Below are 14,239 nucleotides of genomic sequence, written 5' to 3' on the forward strand. Positions count from 1 at the left end.
CACTCTAACCGCGTTCCAGGAAGGCTTCCTTTTCGGGGTTGAGGTACAGCTCGATGGCGAGGGCGAGCCCGGGGTACTCGGTCAGGTCCGGATCGGCCAGCACGACGTCCTGCGCGTCCGCGCGTGCCTTTTCGATCAGGGCAGCATGCTGGATCACCTTGAGGAACCGCAGCGCCGAGTGGCCGCCGGACTGGGAGGCGCCGAGGATATTGCCCTCGCGCCTGAGCTCGAGGTCCTTCTGCGAGAGCTCGAACCCGTCCGTCGTCGACGCGACGGCGGCCAGGCGCTCCCTGCTTGGGTGGTCCGGCTCGAGCCTGGTGACCAGCAGGCAGGTTCCCGCGTGGCCGCCTCGGCCCACCCGTCCGCGCAGCTGGTGAAGCTGGGAGATGCCGAAGCGGTCGGCGTCCATGATGACCATGAGCGTCGCGTTCGGCACGTCGACGCCCACCTCGATAACAGTGGTGGCGACCAGCAGCTGCAGGGCGCCGTCGTTGAAGCGCGCCATGACGTCGGCCTTGTCGGCCGGGTCCATGCGCCCGTGGAGCATCCCGATCGAGACCCCGCGCAGCTGGGGTGCCTCCTGAAGGGACTCGAAGAGTTCGGTGACGCTGGTGAGGTCCGACGCCGGAGCCGCCGCTCCTGCCGGCTGATACAGCTCCAGCGCCGTGGGGTCGTCCTCCTGGCCCGCGGAGTCCCCGATCTTCGAGCACACGACGTAGACCTGCCTCCCGGCGTCGATCTCCTCACGGGCTCGCGACCAGATCCGGTCGATCCACGCAGGGTGCTCTGCCAGGCCCACCTCGTGGGTGGTGATGGGAGACCTGCCTGCGGGCAGCTCGGAGAGGGTCGACACCTCAAGGTCCCCGAAGACGGTCATGGCAACGGTGCGGGGAATCGGGGTGGCTGTCATGACGAGGACGTGGGGTGAGGCGGAGGCCTTGGAGCGTAGGGAATCGCGCTGCTCGACGCCGAAGCGGTGCTGCTCATCGACGACGATCAGGCCAAGGTCAAAGAACTGCACGTTCTCTGACAGGAGCGCGTGGGTCCCGATGATGATGCCCGCCTCCCCCGAGGCGGCCTCGAGCATCGCACGACGCCGCTGAGCGGTGGGCAGGGACCCGGTCAGGAGCACCACCCGGGTGCCGTCCGCGGCGCCGCCGAGCATCCCGCCCTCGGCCAGGGGCCCAAGCGTCCGGGTGATCGACTGGTAGTGCTGCGCGGCAAGGACCTCGGTGGGCGCCAGGAGCGCCGCCTGGCCCCCGGCGTCGATGACCTGGAGCATGGCCCGCAGCGCCACGAGGGTCTTCCCGGATCCGACCTCGCCCTGGAGGAGCCGGTTCATCGGATGGTCCCGGGCCAGTTCCGCGGAGAGGGTCTCCCCCACCTCCTGCTGTCCCCGGGTGAGGGTGAACGGAAGCCGGGCATCGAACTGATCCAGCAGGCCGCCTGCCTGCGGCGGCCTGCTGGTGGCCTCCTCTCGGGCGGTGAGGGCCCGGCGGCGCACGAGGGCCGACTGGAGCACGAACGCCTCCTGGTAGCGGAAGCGGTGCTGGGCGCGGTAGGCCTCCTCGATGACTGTGGGCCGGTGGATCAGCTCGTACGCCTGGGGCAGGGTCATCAGCTTTTCCCTGCGGGCGACGGCCTCGGGCACCGGATCGTTGAGCTGTTCCCTGTCGAAGGTGTCAAGGATGGTGCCCACCGCAAGCGCGATCCGTTCGCTGCTGACCTTCTCGGCGGCGGGGTAGACGGGAATCGGTTGGTTGATGTAGTCCGGGTCGTCGTCGTCCTCAAGCAGGACGTAGCTGGGATTGGTGAGGGAAAGCTTGCTGCGGTACACCGTCACCTTGCCCGAGAACATGGCGCGGACGCCCGGACGCAGGTCCTTCTCGGCCTTGTACCCATTGAAGTAGGTGAGATTCATGCCGCCGAGGCGACCGTCGGCGTCGTCCGTGATGACGACCTCGAGCAGCATCCCCTTGCGGGTGTGCATCCTCCGCGAGTTTGCCGACTGGACCCGCGCGATGAGGGTGACCTCCTCGTCGACGGGCACGTCGGCGATGGGGGTGAGTTCGCCGCGCTTGAGGTAGTTGCGCGGGAAGTGGTTGAGCAGCTGTCCCACAGTGAAGAGATTGAGGTGTTTCGCCAGCAGCTTGGCCAGCGACCCAAGGCGACGATCCAGCGGAACATCGAATTCCGCCTGCAACCTACTGTCCATGGCCCTCAAGGACCGGCTCTCCGGCGGCGTCGTCGTCCGACGAGGAGAGCTGGGTGAGCGAGATGTTGTCGGGGTTTCCGGCCTCGTGGATCAGCTTGAGGGCGGGCTCGGGATCGACGACATGCACGTGGACGCGCCAGCGGTAGCCCTCCTCGACCTCGGTGACGGCGCTCATGATGACGGAGTCGCCCAGCTCGTCAAGGTGCAGCCGGAGCGTGGCGGCGTCGAGCGGGCTGAGGTTCATCGTGAACATGATCTCCACCCCATCGGTGTCGGCTCCGCCGTGGATGTGGGGTGCCTGGATGTCGTAGCCGTGGAGTCCGTCGAGCAGTTCGTCCTGCAGTTCCTCGCCCAGGGAAGCGGCGCGCAGGGCGTCGAGGATGAGCAGGAAGCCCACGCCTCCGGCGTCGACCACGCGCGCCTCGGTGAGGGCCCCAAGCTGGCTTTCGGTATCGACCACAGCTGCGAGTGCGCACTCGACGGCGGCCTGCAGGGTCAGGGCGAGCGCATGGTTGCTCTCGTCGGTCTCATGCTCGCCTGCCGTCTTGGCCGCTCCGTGGGCTGCGGCCTCAAGCACGGAAAGCATCGTGCCGGGCACGGGGTCGCTCAGGGCGGACCAGCTGCGGATCTGCGCCCGGTGCATTGCGGCGGCGAGGAGGCGGGAGGTGAGCCGGGTGGTTCCCTTCAGCGGCTCAGCGACGGCACTGAGGAAGACGGCGATGAGGGTGCCGGAGTTGCCGCGGGCGTCCTCCATGGCGGCCCGGCCTGCGATGGCCAGCAACTCACCGAGGTCGGTGGTTTCGGCGTCGTGCACCGCCCGGGCGGCAGCGCATACGGTGAGGTACAGGTTGGTGCCGGTGTCGCCGTCTGCGACCGGGAAAATGTTGATGGCGTTGAGGCGGTCGCTGTGATTGCCGAGGGACTCTTCGGCGTTGCTCAACCATCGCTTCATCGCTGTCGCGTTCGCGGTGATCTTAGTGTGCAAAGTGATCCCATCCGATCGAAGCCGGAGCCTGCAACCCAACCGTCACACGGGGCGTCCCTGCCGATATCGAGCCTACCGCAGTAAAACGGGAAGGAAGCGTAATTTCCGGGCCGAACACCGCCAGTAGCCCGTGATCCTCGCCTCCGCCGAGTACCCACTCCAGGGGATTTTTTCCGAGCAGGCGCCCCGCCGTCCGGAGGGGTTCAGCGAGCCCGCGCAGCACCTCCGGGTCGAAGTCGATGGCGACCGAACTGGCCCTGGCGATCCGGCCGGCGTCGCGGATGAGACCGTCGGAAATATCGAGCATGGCACGGGCACCGGCCCGCGCGGCTTCCGGCCCGGCCTCAAGGGGCGGCTCGGGGCGGCACTGGGTGGCGATGAGGCCCAGCTCCTCCTCGCCGAGGTCTTTAAGGGCGGTTCCCGACTCGAGCAGGGCGAGGCCGGCGGCGGCCCGGCCTGCGGTCCCCGCGAGCGCGACGACGTCGCCGGGTTGGGCGCCTGAGCGCAGGACCGGGGCGCGCCCCTCAAGCGTGCCAGTCACCGCGGCTGTCACCACGATTTCGGTGCCGCCGCCCAGATCGCCACCGATGACGCCGCAGCCGGTGGCCCCCAGCTGCTCGATCGCGTCGGTCAGGCCGTCGGCGAGGGCCTCGACCCACTCCACTGCAATGTCGGCGGGCAGGGTGAGGCTGACGATCAGGGACGTGGCCCGGGCGCCCATCGCGTTGATGTCGCTGAGATTCTGGGCGGCACACTTCCAGCCGACGTCATACCCGGTCGTCGCGAAGCCGTTCTCGCGCAGCAGGCGGAAATCCTTGTCCTGGACCAGGGTGTCGATGGAAATCACGGTGCGCCCGTCGGGAGCGGCGAGTACGGCTGCGTCGTCGCCGGGGCCCACCACTGCTGTTTCCGCCTGCGCGAGGCGCGGGAAGATGCGTTCAAGCAGGGCGGACTCGCTCAACTCTCCGACTGTAAGTGGCACTGTTCCACCGTAAGGGGTGATGGTGACGATTCCGTGAATGGGTACTAGCTGACGGGTGCGCCGGAGGAGGTTCTTGATACCGGAAGCCGGTTCAGAGAGCTCCGCTACGGCGATCCGGAGAAGAGCGGGAGCGACCCCAGCGAATCGTTGCTTAGCGTTTCAGCCACCTGGGCGATCCCGGCTTCATCCTTAACCACGATCGACTGCCCGTCGGCCGAGGTCCCAGTGCCCAGGGTCGGGAGGGTCGAGAACTTCACGTCTCCTGACCGGACGTTGCGGAGCGACACGGCTAGGCCACCAATGGCCGCCGCATCGAGGTCTTCGTCAACGCTGACGTACGGGGAGATTTTGGATACGACGTTCGCGACTTTTCCGGGATCGGTCAATGTGTCGGCGCTGAGGACTTCACCGAGCACTGCCTTCACAAACGCCTGCTGATTCCTGACGCGTTGGTAGTCCCCATCGGAGAAGGCATACCGTTCGCGGACGAATTTCAGGGCAGACTCACCCTGGAGCGTGACCGGCCCCTGTGCGAAGAACTCGCCGTCGGCACCGCTGGATTGGAAGGCTGCGGGGTTGTTGACCTCAACGCCGCCCAGCGCATCGGTCAAGCCCTTGAATCCCTCGAAGTCTATGATTGCGACGTGGTCGATGGGAGCATCGAGAAGAGTCTCCACAGTCTCAACCACCAGGGGCATTCCCCCAAGTGCAATCGCCGAATTGATCTTATTTTCGCCGTGCCCCGGAATCTCCGTCCAGGTATCGCGAAGGATCGACATGACGAAGATGTCATTCCGATCGGCGGGAATGTGCATCAGCATCATCGTGTCGGAGCGTCCATCGGAGCCTGTTTGGTCCGGAGCCACACCTGCGGCACGCGAATCGCTCCCGAGGAGAAGGATATTGAGGGAGCCCTCCGCCGTCGGCTCAAGCGAGGGCCGCTCACCTGTGGGGAACACAGAGTCAATGGTGTCGCTCTTCGAGTTGAACGTGTTCGCGAGGTTGAAGAGGTAGCCGCCGGCGACAACCGCAGCGACTACAACCAGCCCCGCCAGAAGCAGCAGGGTGAGGCGGACCGGGTGCTTCTTCTTTGGCCGCGCTCTCGAAACGACAGATTCGTGCTCAAAATCGTACCCGGACACCGCACATCCCCTCACCCTCAAGGCCAGCCCTCATGCTACCGGCAGGGATGCGAACAGGGTGACTTAAGGGGCAGCGTCGAGGGGTCGCCCGCCCGAACTCCGGCCTCAGGACCCGGCCCGGCGCCGTCGCACTCCGACGACGATCGTTGCGATCGCCGCGAGCAGCACCAGCGCTCCGACCGCCCACACCAGGGGCGCCCGCGAAGAGGCGAGTTCCGCCTCCACGGCTTCGGGTGATGCCGACGGGGTCGGCCTGCTCGTCGGTGTTTCGGTCGGTGTCGGGGAGGTCGACGGCACAGGCGCCTCAACCGTTGGGGCGGGAGCAGAAGGCGTGGCCGGGGCGGGTGTTTCGGACGCGGTCGGCGTCGGCGTCGCTGACGGCTTCGGCGTCGGCGTTGGTTCCGGCGAGGCGGGGGCTTGATGATCGACCTCGGTCACCTCGCCGGTGGTCTTGTTATACAGCAGGTTCGTGTAGATCAGTGATCCCGGAAGCAGCAGGTATCCGGTGGTCGGCTCAATCAGGTATCCGGTCGGAGGATGGATCAGGTAGCCCGTATAGCTGTCGATGGCGAACCCGGTGGCCGGGTCGATCTTTGGTGACGGGTCCGGTGCGGGAACCGGCGGAGCGGGTTCGTGAAACTGGCCGTTGGGCGGGGGCTGCTGCTGGGAGGTTGCCAGGACGGGGTTGACCCCCGCCATTGCCAGCAGTCCGAGTGTGAGGGCTGCTGTCGCCGAACGACGCAAAACTGATTGTGAGACCATCTGACTTCCCTGATCGCTTGGACGGGCCCGCCGTTGCCGTGCCGGAACCGGTGGCGCCGTCCGTCCCTGAACGAAGCCTACTGCCCGGCAGGCGCGGGCCGGGGCCGCCGTGCCGCGTGTCGGTGAAGGAGCTATTAGGGTTGAAGCATGCCTTCTCTTACCCGGTTCCTGCGCAGTGCGGTGCCGCTTGCGGCGGTGCTCGTGGGAACGGCCGCCTGCGCACCCGTTGTCGATGTCGATCCCGCCGCGGACGCCCAGAACCCTGCGTGTGCCGAGGTGATGGTCGCCCTGCCGCCGGACGTGGCCGAGCACTCGCAGCGGGAAACGAACAGCCAGGCAACCTCCGCCTGGGGCAACCCATCAAAGGTGGTGCTGCGCTGCGGCGTCGAAGTGCCCGGACCCACCACCGATGCCTGCGTCTCAGTCAACGACATCGACTGGGTGCTCAGTGAGGGCGAGACGGCCTGGACCGCCACCACCTACGGGCGCGAACCGGCCGTCGAGGTGCTTTTCGACCCCGAGGAGGTCGCTTCAAGCACGGTCCTGGTACAACTCGGTGACCCGGTGTCCAAGATTGACCAGACGCGGAAATGCATCAGTATCTCCGACCAACTCGACCTGCCGGCTGACGGCTGAGGATGACGGGTGGCGATGAAAGCCGAACAGCTCACTGATCCCTGCACGTACCACGGTGAGGGGGCCTATTGGGACGCCCGAAGCCGGTCGCTGTTGTTTGTCGACATGTTGGAGGGTGACGTGCTCGTCCGAAACGCCGACGGCTCCCTGGCACGCCACTCGGTTGACGCGAAGGTGGCTGCGGTAATCCGTGGGCGGACGTCCGGCGGATACGTCATTGGTGTGGAAAAGGGGTTTGTCTTCGCTGATGGGGCCTTCACAAAGGTCACCCCGGGCCCGGTGGCCTTTGATGACCCGGCAATCCGGATGAACGAAGGCGGTTGCGACCCCCGCGGGCGCTTCCTCTGCGGCTCAATGGCGTGGGAGGGCGACTTTGGGGCCGGCACCTTGTTCAGTCTTGACTCGGACCACTCCATCTCGACGGTGCTGCGCGGGGTCACCACCTCAAATGGACTGCATTGGAATCCGGCGGGCGACACCGCGTTCTATTCGGACACCCCAACCCAACGCATCGACGCGCTGGATTACGACCTTGATTCGGGCCGGATCAACGGCCGGCGCACCTTCGCCGAAGTAGACCCGGAGTTGGGCTCCCCCGACGGCATGGCCATCGACGAGGACGGCGGGCTGTGGGTTGCCCTCTACGGCGGCTCGGCCGTGGCGCATTACGACTCCGACGGCGTCCTTCGCGGGACGGTCGAGGTTGGCGCCTCCCAGGTGACGTCGTGCGCGTTCGGCGGGGACGACCTCGGCACCCTCTACATCACGACGTCGCGCCAGAACCTCGAGCCTGGCGCCGAGCCGGCAGCGGGTGCGCTTTTCGCGGTGGAACCCGGTGTGAAGGGCGCACCGCTCCCTCTATTTTCCGGCTAGTTTCCGGCTCGTCCTCCTCCTCGTTCTTGGCCGAAGAATGTCGGTGGGGGGTGACATTCTTGGGTTATGGAAAGGGCAGGCTCCCCCGGGTCGGGGGTGGATCCCACAGCGCAGGACCCCGGGTGGCTTGAGGCGGCCGCGGAGATCCTCGGTGCCGGGTTCCTCACCGGCGGCGCCCCGGACACCGCCGGGCTCGATGAGGCGATCGGCGGGCTGCAGGCCATGGCGCGGCTGAAGAACTGGGCCGATGCCCAGACCGTGAGGTTCACCGAACGGGTCCGGATCCTCACCGAAGAACACCTCCAGGAACGCGGCATGCAGGTCGGCTCCCTGGCCGATACCCTGGCCGCCTCGGAGGTCGCCTGCGCCCTGCGGATCCCCGAGCGCACCGCCGGGTCCCTGATCCAGCACGCCTTCGTGCTCACCGGACATCTCCCTGCAACCCTCGAGGCCCTGGAAACCGGGGCCATCTCCTGGCGGCACGCGCTCACCTTGGTCGATGAGTGCGCCGGGATCCCGGACTTCGCCCTGCCCTACTTCGAGCAGAAGCTCGTTCCGGTCGCGCAGGACACGACGGCCGCGCGGCTGGCGTATCGGGCCCGCCGGCTGCGTGCGGAAATTCATCCGGAGGCCATCAGCAAGCGGACCCAGTCGGCGCAGACGCACCGCCGGGTGGAGTTCCACCCCGACGACGACGGGATGGCCTGGCTGAACGTGTACCTACCGGCGGAAAAGGCAGTGGCCATCGACGGGCGCCTGACCCGGCTCTCCCGGGCGCTGCAGTGCCCCGAGGAAACCCGGACCCTGGCCCAGCTGCGCACCGACGTGCTCACCGACCTGCTCACCCACACCTGCCCCGGCCCCGCAAACACCGCGTCCCTTCCCGCGGGCGCGGGCCGTGCAGATGCGGCCCGGGCGGGCGCGGGCGGTGCAGATGCGGGCGGTGCGGGTAGGGTTCCGGGCCGGCCGGTTGAGCCCCACGGGTGGAACGGGATCCAGGCCCAGGTGCACGTCACCGTCCCGGTGCTGACCTTGCTCGATGTCGATGACGCCCCCGGCGAACTCGAAGGCTACGGGCCCATCGCCCCGGACCTTGCCCGCCGGCTGGCCGCCCACGCCCCCTCCTTCACCCGGCTGCTGACCCACCCCGAAACCGGGGCGGTCCTCAGCGTCGGCCGGGACACCTACACGGTGCCGGCGGACCTGAAAAAGTGGCTGCGTGTCCGGGACCGCACCTGCCGGCACCCGGGCTGCAACCGCTCGGCCGCCTCAACCGAACTCGATCACACCATCCCGTGGTCCCGGGCCGGCACCACCGCCCACAACAACCTGGCCCACCTGTGCCGCAGACACCACATGCTCAAAAGCGAAGGGCTGTGGCACTACGAACAACCCGAGCCCGGAGTCATCACCGTGACCTCCCTGGCGGGGCGAAGATACCGGACCCTGCCCGAACCCGTCCCCGGCTAATGAGGACCCGGTGGACGGGGGTGGCTCGGTTGGATTGTGCGGTTGAGGCCGGCTGGGGACTCATCGGTTGCGGGCGGTTAGGAGGGGTGAAGTGGCTCCGTGGTTTCGAATCTTCTATTGACCGACTTCCTTTTGTGGACAATTGCATGGGTTCTCACTCTTGTCGGCCGACCCTAGTCCTAACGGTCCAGCGGTGTCGTACAGCCGATGCCTGAGGGATTTTCTAGGCAGTCATCCGCTACTGAATGTGCTTCAGTGCGCCAGATGCTCATGAGGTGGGGAGCCGACGGAACTTCCGCCTGGCCTGCTATGGGCTGGAACGGACCACCGTCGACCGAGTAGTCACCGGAAAAGAACGTCGTCAGTGTGACGTTGTAGTCGCCCGTGTCGAGGTATTGATGGCTGGTCGGGGTCTCCGTGTTGAAGGCGTCGCCTTCGGCTGGCTCGCCAGGGACGGTTGTGGTCGTACTGGTTCCGTCCCCGTAATCCCATCGGTACGAGACGGGCCAGGCGCGAAGGCGGATCTGGGCGTTGCGGAAGTCGAACGTGAATTCCTGTTCCTGCGCCTCGGCATACACATTCGAGTGAGCGTTCTTTAGCCCGAAGTTAAGCGGCTGGGAAAAGACGACGGACGGAGCAATCGGCTGACTTTGGAACTCGGCAATCGTGATGACGATCGGTTCGGCGGCGGGCTCCCCGGCCGTCGGTGGTTCGGGCACTTCACCGGGATAAATGCACGTGTTGCGGCCGGTCCTTGTCTCGCTGGGTGGATCGGTGCGGCGATCGACTTGAATCCATTCGACGAAAACACCGTCGGGTTTGGCATCGCATTGATCGTTCAGCAGGACGCATCGGGCGGGATCGAGAGCTTCGTCGGTTCGACTGGTGCAGACGCGCTCATAGTAGTAGTCGATGCCATCGTCGACCGGAAGTGCTGCGGGGACGTTCTCAGGAGTTCCTTGAGCATGACGAGAACTTCGATCTGAAGAGTCGATCGACCTGAAGAAGTTGTCTACCTCAACCGTGCCGTCGGCAAATCCGGCTCGTGATCCTTTCTCTGCTCGCTCTTGCAGAGGAACCTCTGCAAGAGAACCGGTAGCGAGGTGGAGGGCTCCAATGATTATTACGAGTTGCCGACGCGCGCCCACCGTTCAAGACCCTTCAGGACTTCCGAAGTCAAGGACGACCCAACCCTGATCGTCATGAAGTGCGACAAGTGAATTGACTGTGGGTGGGAGCGGTTGCGTGGTCCCGTCCGTCTTTCCCTGAGAATCCGCGTAGTTCAGAGCATCTTGTTCGATTTCTACAAACGAGTTGATCGATCCGTAGACATTTGGCTGAAACTCAGTGGAGAAACTGTTTACAATCACCCTGCCACCGATGATCCAACCGCCTCCCTCATACCGCGCGGCTACCTCATTCCGCACGTTGGTGCATGTATCGCACGCAGGGTCGGTCACCTTGTCAAAGGCCTTCCAGTCGTTGGTGGCGTATCCGTAGTTGAACAGCTCAAACCAGTACCTCGTGAAGGCCTCGAGTCCCTCCTTGCTGTTCTCGTCCGCGAGCGCCGGCTTCGTTGGCACTGGAATGTTGGCAGCCGGACCATTCGACGATGCAGGAGTGGGTTCCGGTGCGGCGGTGGCTTGACCACCTGAGGGAGCAGCCGATGCCGTTGGCGCTTCCGAAACAGCAGCCGAGGTTGGAGCAACGGAGGTTGGAGGAGAAGTTGTCTGCTCCTCGTCCGGGTCGCCCTGGCATCCACTGAGCATCACTGTCCCGGCGACGAGCACCACGAGCATGCGGAACCGGAAGCGGTCGGCGGTTGACGTCCGGTTCATGTGAGCCCCCAAGGTGGTGCGGGCAATGGCGGATAACGCATGATCAGCCTAATCCGCGAATTGCAGGGTGGTCCCGATATCCACAGGTCTTTCGACTAACTCGCGTTGGGTGAGCCGAAATCGAGCATCACCCAACGGTTGTTCTTGTGCACTGCAATGGTGATGCTGCGCGTCGGCGGAAGCGCATCGGAGACAGCTGCCTCCCGACCGGACTTATCGAGGTACTTCAGTTCGGTCTGTTCGAGTTCAACGTATGACGAGATGGGCCCCTGAGCACCCGGTTCACCCGTCGTGGAGATCGAATTGACAGTGATCCTGCCACCCGTGATCCTTCCACCACTCTCGTAGTGCTTCCGCACCTCCCCGATCACATTGGTGCAGGTATCGCACCCCCTGTCGGTGACCGTCTGCAGGGGCACCCAGTCGTTGGATTCATATCCATAACTCAACAACTCAAACCAGTACCGGGTGAAGGTTTCCAGCCCGATCTGCGACTCGGCGTCGATCCCCGCGGGCTTCTCAGGCGGCTGGAGGTCCGCAGCCGGACCGGCAGTCCCTGCTGTCGAGGACGCCGACGGACCAGCCGCTCCGCCACTGGCAGGAGGCGAATCGCCGGCTTCCGAACCCTGACAGCCTGACAGGAGCAGGGAGCCAACGACGACGACGCCCACACGCTGCATCCGCCTGCCCCGCAATGATCGCAGTGGGCGCACCGCAACCTCCAGCCCTGACTCGGATGTACCTTTGGCGGCTGTGATCCGGCCGCACCGGGTAAGCACTTTCAGATTAGTGGGCGCCGCACCACCGAGGCAGGGCGAATGACGGTATGCAAGAAGATTAGGTAGCCCGATTAGGGGTTTCGGGAACGCACCGGTGATCGGAGGCGGATTGCCGGTCCGCCTCCGCCGGCAAAGCCACCTACAGGATCGGCTGACCGCCGGTCACCGCGATACGTGCTCCGGACACGTAGGACGACTCGTCGGAGGCCAGCATCACATAGACCGGAGCCAGTTCCGCAGGCTGCCCGGCCCGCTGCATCGGCACCTGCTGGCCGAAGCTTTTCACCTCTTCCTCCGGCATCGTGGCGGGAATCAAAGGTGTCCAGATCGGTCCGGGCGCCACACTGTTCGCCCGGATCCCCCGCTCGGCCAGCAACTGCGCCAGCGACGCCGTCATGTTGGCGATCCCGGCCTTGGTCACGGAGTAGGGAACAAGGGTCGGCACCGGGTTGTCGGAATTTATCGAACTTGATCCGATGATGGATGCTCCGGGCCTCATGTGCGGCAATGCCGCCTTAGTGAGGTGGAAAAACGCGCTGAGGTTGATGGCAATGGTCCGGTCCCATTCCTCATCAGGGGTCTCTTCGATGGACTCACGGCTCATCTGGAACGCGGCGTTGTTGACCAGGACGTCGACCCGGCCGAACTCTTTCACCGCCCTGGTGATGACGGCCCTGCAGTAGGCGGGGTCGGCCAGGTCGCCCGGGAACAGCACTGCTTTCCGGCCGGCCTCCTCCACCCACCGGGCGGTGTCCCTTGCGTCTTCCTCCTCCTCTTCGAGGTAGCTGATGAGCACGTCCGCACCTTCGCGGGCATAGGCGATGGCGACGGCCTTCCCAATGCCGCTGTCCCCACCGGTGATGACGGCAGCCTTCCCTTCGAGCCTGCCCGACCCCCGGTAACTCTCCTCGCCATGATCAGGCTTGGGATCCATCGCGGCGGTGGTGCCAGGAGGCGTCTGCTGCTGGGCTGGCTGGCTCATTGGTGCTCCTCGCTGATGAGTGGCGTTTCCAAAATCGTTTGCAGAACAACCCTAGGCATCACCACCGGTAATTTGGAAGCACACTTAGTATTTAAGCATGACCCAGTCGACAGAAGGCGGCCGCCATGGTGTCAACGGTGGAGTACATCCTTCCCCTGAAGTGGACAGGAGAGGGGCCGATCGCCGAATTGGCCGACTACCTGGCGGCACTTCCGGACTGGGTCGAGGTCACTGTCGTTGACGGCTCTCCGCAAAACTGGTTCGAGCGACATGAGCGGGCGCTCCCCCCACGGGTCCGCATTCTCCGCCCCGACGCCTCCAGCACGGGCAACGGCAAGGTGATCGGCGTGCTCACCGGCGTGAGGGCGGCCCGCCATGATCCGCTGATACTGGCCGACGACGACGTGCGCTACAGCGCCGAGCAGCTTCGCGAGGTGGTATGCCGGCTCGACGACGCCGACCTCGTTCGTCCTCAGAACTACTTCCGCGAGCTGCCCTGGCATGCCCGCTGGGACACTGCACGCTCCCTCATCAACCGGGCCTTCGGCTCGGATTACCCCGGAACGCTTGCGGTCCGCCGGAGCATCCTCGAGGCGACCAACGGATACAGCAGCGAAGCACTGTTCGAAAACCTTGAGCTGATCCGAACCGTCCATGCCGCAGGCGGCCGGGAGGCAAGGGCCGACGACGTGTTCGTCGCACGCATCCCGCCAACGGCACGCCATTTTCGAGCCCAGCGGATCCGCCAGGCGTATGACAGCTTCGCCCAACCCGGCCGCCTCGCAGCCGAGCTAGCCATCCTGCCGCTGGCCGCCTGCGCCGCGCGACGCCCTCACCGCCTCCTGGCGGGCATGGGCGCCCTGATCGCACTGGCAGAGGTGGGACGCCGACGGCAGGGGGGACGGCCGGTCTTCCCTCCGACCTCCGCCCTATGGGCGCCGCTGTGGGCCCTGGAACGGGGGCTCTGCATCTGGCTGGCCGTCCTGAGCAGGTTGCGGGGCGGCGCACCCTACGCCGGCGGACGCATGAGACTCGCCGCGCACTCCAAGGCGTGCCTGGGACGCCGTCACGCACAAGCACACACCCGACCGCGACAAGGAGCGGAAGCTCAGTAGACTGAGTAACAACCGAGCAGCCACCACGCGGGACCAGCCTGAAAGGAACTGACATGTCAGACACCCTAGGAAGCTCCACCCCTGAGCCGGCCGGCAACTTCGAACGCGACCCCTCCGACTGGGTCACCGGCGACGAACCGATGACCGATGCGCAGCGAAGCTACCTTGATACGCTCGCCCGGGAGGCAGGCGAAGAGATTCCGGCCGATATCTCCAAGGCGGAGGCGTCCGAGCATATCGACCGCCTGCAGCAGAAGAGCAAGCGACTCTCCGACTCCTAGGTCTCAGACTCACAGCTCTCCGACGCACAGACAGCCGGACAGGGCCCTTCCGCCACGAAGGTCACCCCGTGCTATCGCCCGGGCCCGTTCACCATAGGGTTGCTCGGACCCGAAGCACGCGCTGAACGCGCCCGCGGGTTTACTGGGCTTACCCGGGCCCACCGGGCACGATGGCGCCG

The 14,239-nt window shown here is 65.7% G+C and carries 14 protein-coding genes; 5 read left to right on the plus strand and 9 right to left on the minus strand.

Annotated features, from left to right (window positions below; genetic code table 11):
• Positions 1-4: 4 nt before the first annotated feature.
• From GVV77_RS11025 to GVV77_RS11045, 5 genes are all read right to left on the minus strand, one after another.
• Complete coding sequence (locus GVV77_RS11025) at positions 5-2,215, minus strand: ATP-dependent DNA helicase RecG (RefSeq protein ID WP_246199766.1); 2,211 nt, start codon at positions 2,213-2,215, stop codon at positions 5-7.
• On the minus strand, positions 2,205-3,167 hold the full coding sequence (locus GVV77_RS11030) for a DAK2 domain-containing protein (protein WP_159618586.1): 963 nt from the start codon (positions 3,165-3,167) through the stop codon (positions 2,205-2,207). The genes GVV77_RS11025 and GVV77_RS11030 overlap by 11 nt, the downstream gene beginning before the upstream one ends.
• 22 nt (positions 3,168-3,189) lie before the next feature.
• Positions 3,190-4,161, minus strand: a complete 972-nt coding sequence (locus tag GVV77_RS11035; protein ID WP_343033051.1) for a thiamine-phosphate kinase — start codon at positions 4,159-4,161, stop codon at positions 3,190-3,192.
• A gap of 125 nt (positions 4,162-4,286) precedes the next feature.
• Positions 4,287-5,324, minus strand: a complete 1,038-nt coding sequence (locus tag GVV77_RS11040) for an LCP family protein (RefSeq protein ID WP_159618304.1) — start codon at positions 5,322-5,324, stop codon at positions 4,287-4,289.
• A gap of 105 nt (positions 5,325-5,429) precedes the next feature.
• Positions 5,430-6,086, minus strand: a complete 657-nt coding sequence (locus GVV77_RS11045) for a hypothetical protein (RefSeq protein ID WP_159618306.1) — start codon at positions 6,084-6,086, stop codon at positions 5,430-5,432.
• A gap of 147 nt (positions 6,087-6,233) precedes the next feature.
• On the opposite strand from GVV77_RS11045, the gene GVV77_RS11050 reads away from it, so the two are divergent.
• The 3 genes from GVV77_RS11050 to GVV77_RS11060 all read left to right on the plus strand — a co-directional run bounded on the left by GVV77_RS11050 (position 6,234) and on the right by GVV77_RS11060 (position 9,065).
• Positions 6,234-6,722, plus strand: a complete 489-nt coding sequence (locus GVV77_RS11050) for a DUF3515 domain-containing protein (RefSeq protein WP_159618308.1) — start codon at positions 6,234-6,236, stop codon at positions 6,720-6,722.
• Between the two features lie 15 nt (positions 6,723-6,737).
• Positions 6,738-7,595 (plus strand): SMP-30/gluconolactonase/LRE family protein, encoded by an 858-nt coding sequence (locus GVV77_RS11055; RefSeq protein WP_159618310.1) that lies wholly within the window; start codon positions 6,738-6,740, stop codon positions 7,593-7,595.
• Between the two features lie 66 nt (positions 7,596-7,661).
• Positions 7,662-9,065, plus strand: coding sequence for an HNH endonuclease (locus GVV77_RS11060; protein ID WP_159618312.1), 1,404 nt, complete (start codon positions 7,662-7,664; stop codon positions 9,063-9,065).
• A gap of 179 nt (positions 9,066-9,244) precedes the next feature.
• Here the strand turns inward: GVV77_RS11060 and GVV77_RS11065 are convergent, their stop codons facing one another.
• The 4 genes from GVV77_RS11065 to GVV77_RS11080 all read right to left on the minus strand — a co-directional run bounded on the left by GVV77_RS11065 (position 9,245) and on the right by GVV77_RS11080 (position 12,664).
• Complete coding sequence (locus GVV77_RS11065) at positions 9,245-10,213, minus strand: PKD domain-containing protein (protein ID WP_159618314.1); 969 nt, start codon at positions 10,211-10,213, stop codon at positions 9,245-9,247.
• A gap of 3 nt (positions 10,214-10,216) precedes the next feature.
• Entirely contained in the window at positions 10,217-10,903 is a 687-nt protein-coding gene (locus tag GVV77_RS11070; protein WP_159618316.1) for a DUF6318 family protein, read from the minus strand.
• Positions 10,904-10,998: 95 nt separating this feature from the next.
• On the minus strand, positions 10,999-11,583 hold the full coding sequence (locus GVV77_RS11075; protein WP_159618318.1) for a DUF6318 family protein: 585 nt from the start codon (positions 11,581-11,583) through the stop codon (positions 10,999-11,001).
• A gap of 238 nt (positions 11,584-11,821) precedes the next feature.
• Complete coding sequence (locus GVV77_RS11080; RefSeq protein WP_159618320.1) at positions 11,822-12,664, minus strand: SDR family oxidoreductase; 843 nt, start codon at positions 12,662-12,664, stop codon at positions 11,822-11,824.
• Between the two features lie 125 nt (positions 12,665-12,789).
• Here GVV77_RS11080 and GVV77_RS11085 point away from each other — a divergent pair, with 125 nt between their 5' ends.
• Positions 12,790-13,779, plus strand: coding sequence for a glycosyltransferase family 2 protein (locus GVV77_RS11085; RefSeq protein ID WP_159618322.1), 990 nt, complete (start codon positions 12,790-12,792; stop codon positions 13,777-13,779).
• A 53-nt stretch (positions 13,780-13,832) separates the two neighbouring features.
• Entirely contained in the window at positions 13,833-14,060 is a 228-nt protein-coding gene (locus GVV77_RS11090) for a DUF3072 domain-containing protein (RefSeq protein WP_159618324.1), read from the plus strand.
• Positions 14,061-14,239: the final 179 nt, after the last annotated feature.

This window comes from Arthrobacter zhaoguopingii, assembly GCF_009828605.1.
GTDB lineage: Bacteria > Actinomycetota > Actinomycetes > Actinomycetales > Micrococcaceae > Arthrobacter_D > Arthrobacter_D zhaoguopingii.

Coding starts and splice junctions, on each gene's coding strand:
- GVV77_RS11025 (WP_246199766.1), bottom strand. CDS start 2,215: ATGGACAGTAGGTTGCAGGCGGAATTCGATGTTCCGCTGGATCGTCGC.
- GVV77_RS11030 (WP_159618586.1), bottom strand. CDS start 3,167: ATGAAGCGATGGTTGAGCAACGCCGAAGAGTCCCTCGGCAATCACAGC.
- GVV77_RS11045 (WP_159618306.1), bottom strand. CDS start 6,086: ATGGTCTCACAATCAGTTTTGCGTCGTTCGGCGACAGCAGCCCTCACA.
- GVV77_RS11050 (WP_159618308.1), top strand. CDS start 6,234: ATGCCTTCTCTTACCCGGTTCCTGCGCAGTGCGGTGCCGCTTGCGGCG.
- GVV77_RS11055 (WP_159618310.1), top strand. CDS start 6,738: ATGAAAGCCGAACAGCTCACTGATCCCTGCACGTACCACGGTGAGGGG.
- GVV77_RS11060 (WP_159618312.1), top strand. CDS start 7,662: ATGGAAAGGGCAGGCTCCCCCGGGTCGGGGGTGGATCCCACAGCGCAG.
- GVV77_RS11070 (WP_159618316.1), bottom strand. CDS start 10,903: ATGAACCGGACGTCAACCGCCGACCGCTTCCGGTTCCGCATGCTCGTG.
- GVV77_RS11075 (WP_159618318.1), bottom strand. CDS start 11,583: ATGCAGCGTGTGGGCGTCGTCGTCGTTGGCTCCCTGCTCCTGTCAGGC.
- GVV77_RS11080 (WP_159618320.1), bottom strand. CDS start 12,664: ATGAGCCAGCCAGCCCAGCAGCAGACGCCTCCTGGCACCACCGCCGCG.
- GVV77_RS11085 (WP_159618322.1), top strand. CDS start 12,790: ATGGTGTCAACGGTGGAGTACATCCTTCCCCTGAAGTGGACAGGAGAG.
- GVV77_RS11090 (WP_159618324.1), top strand. CDS start 13,833: ATGTCAGACACCCTAGGAAGCTCCACCCCTGAGCCGGCCGGCAACTTC.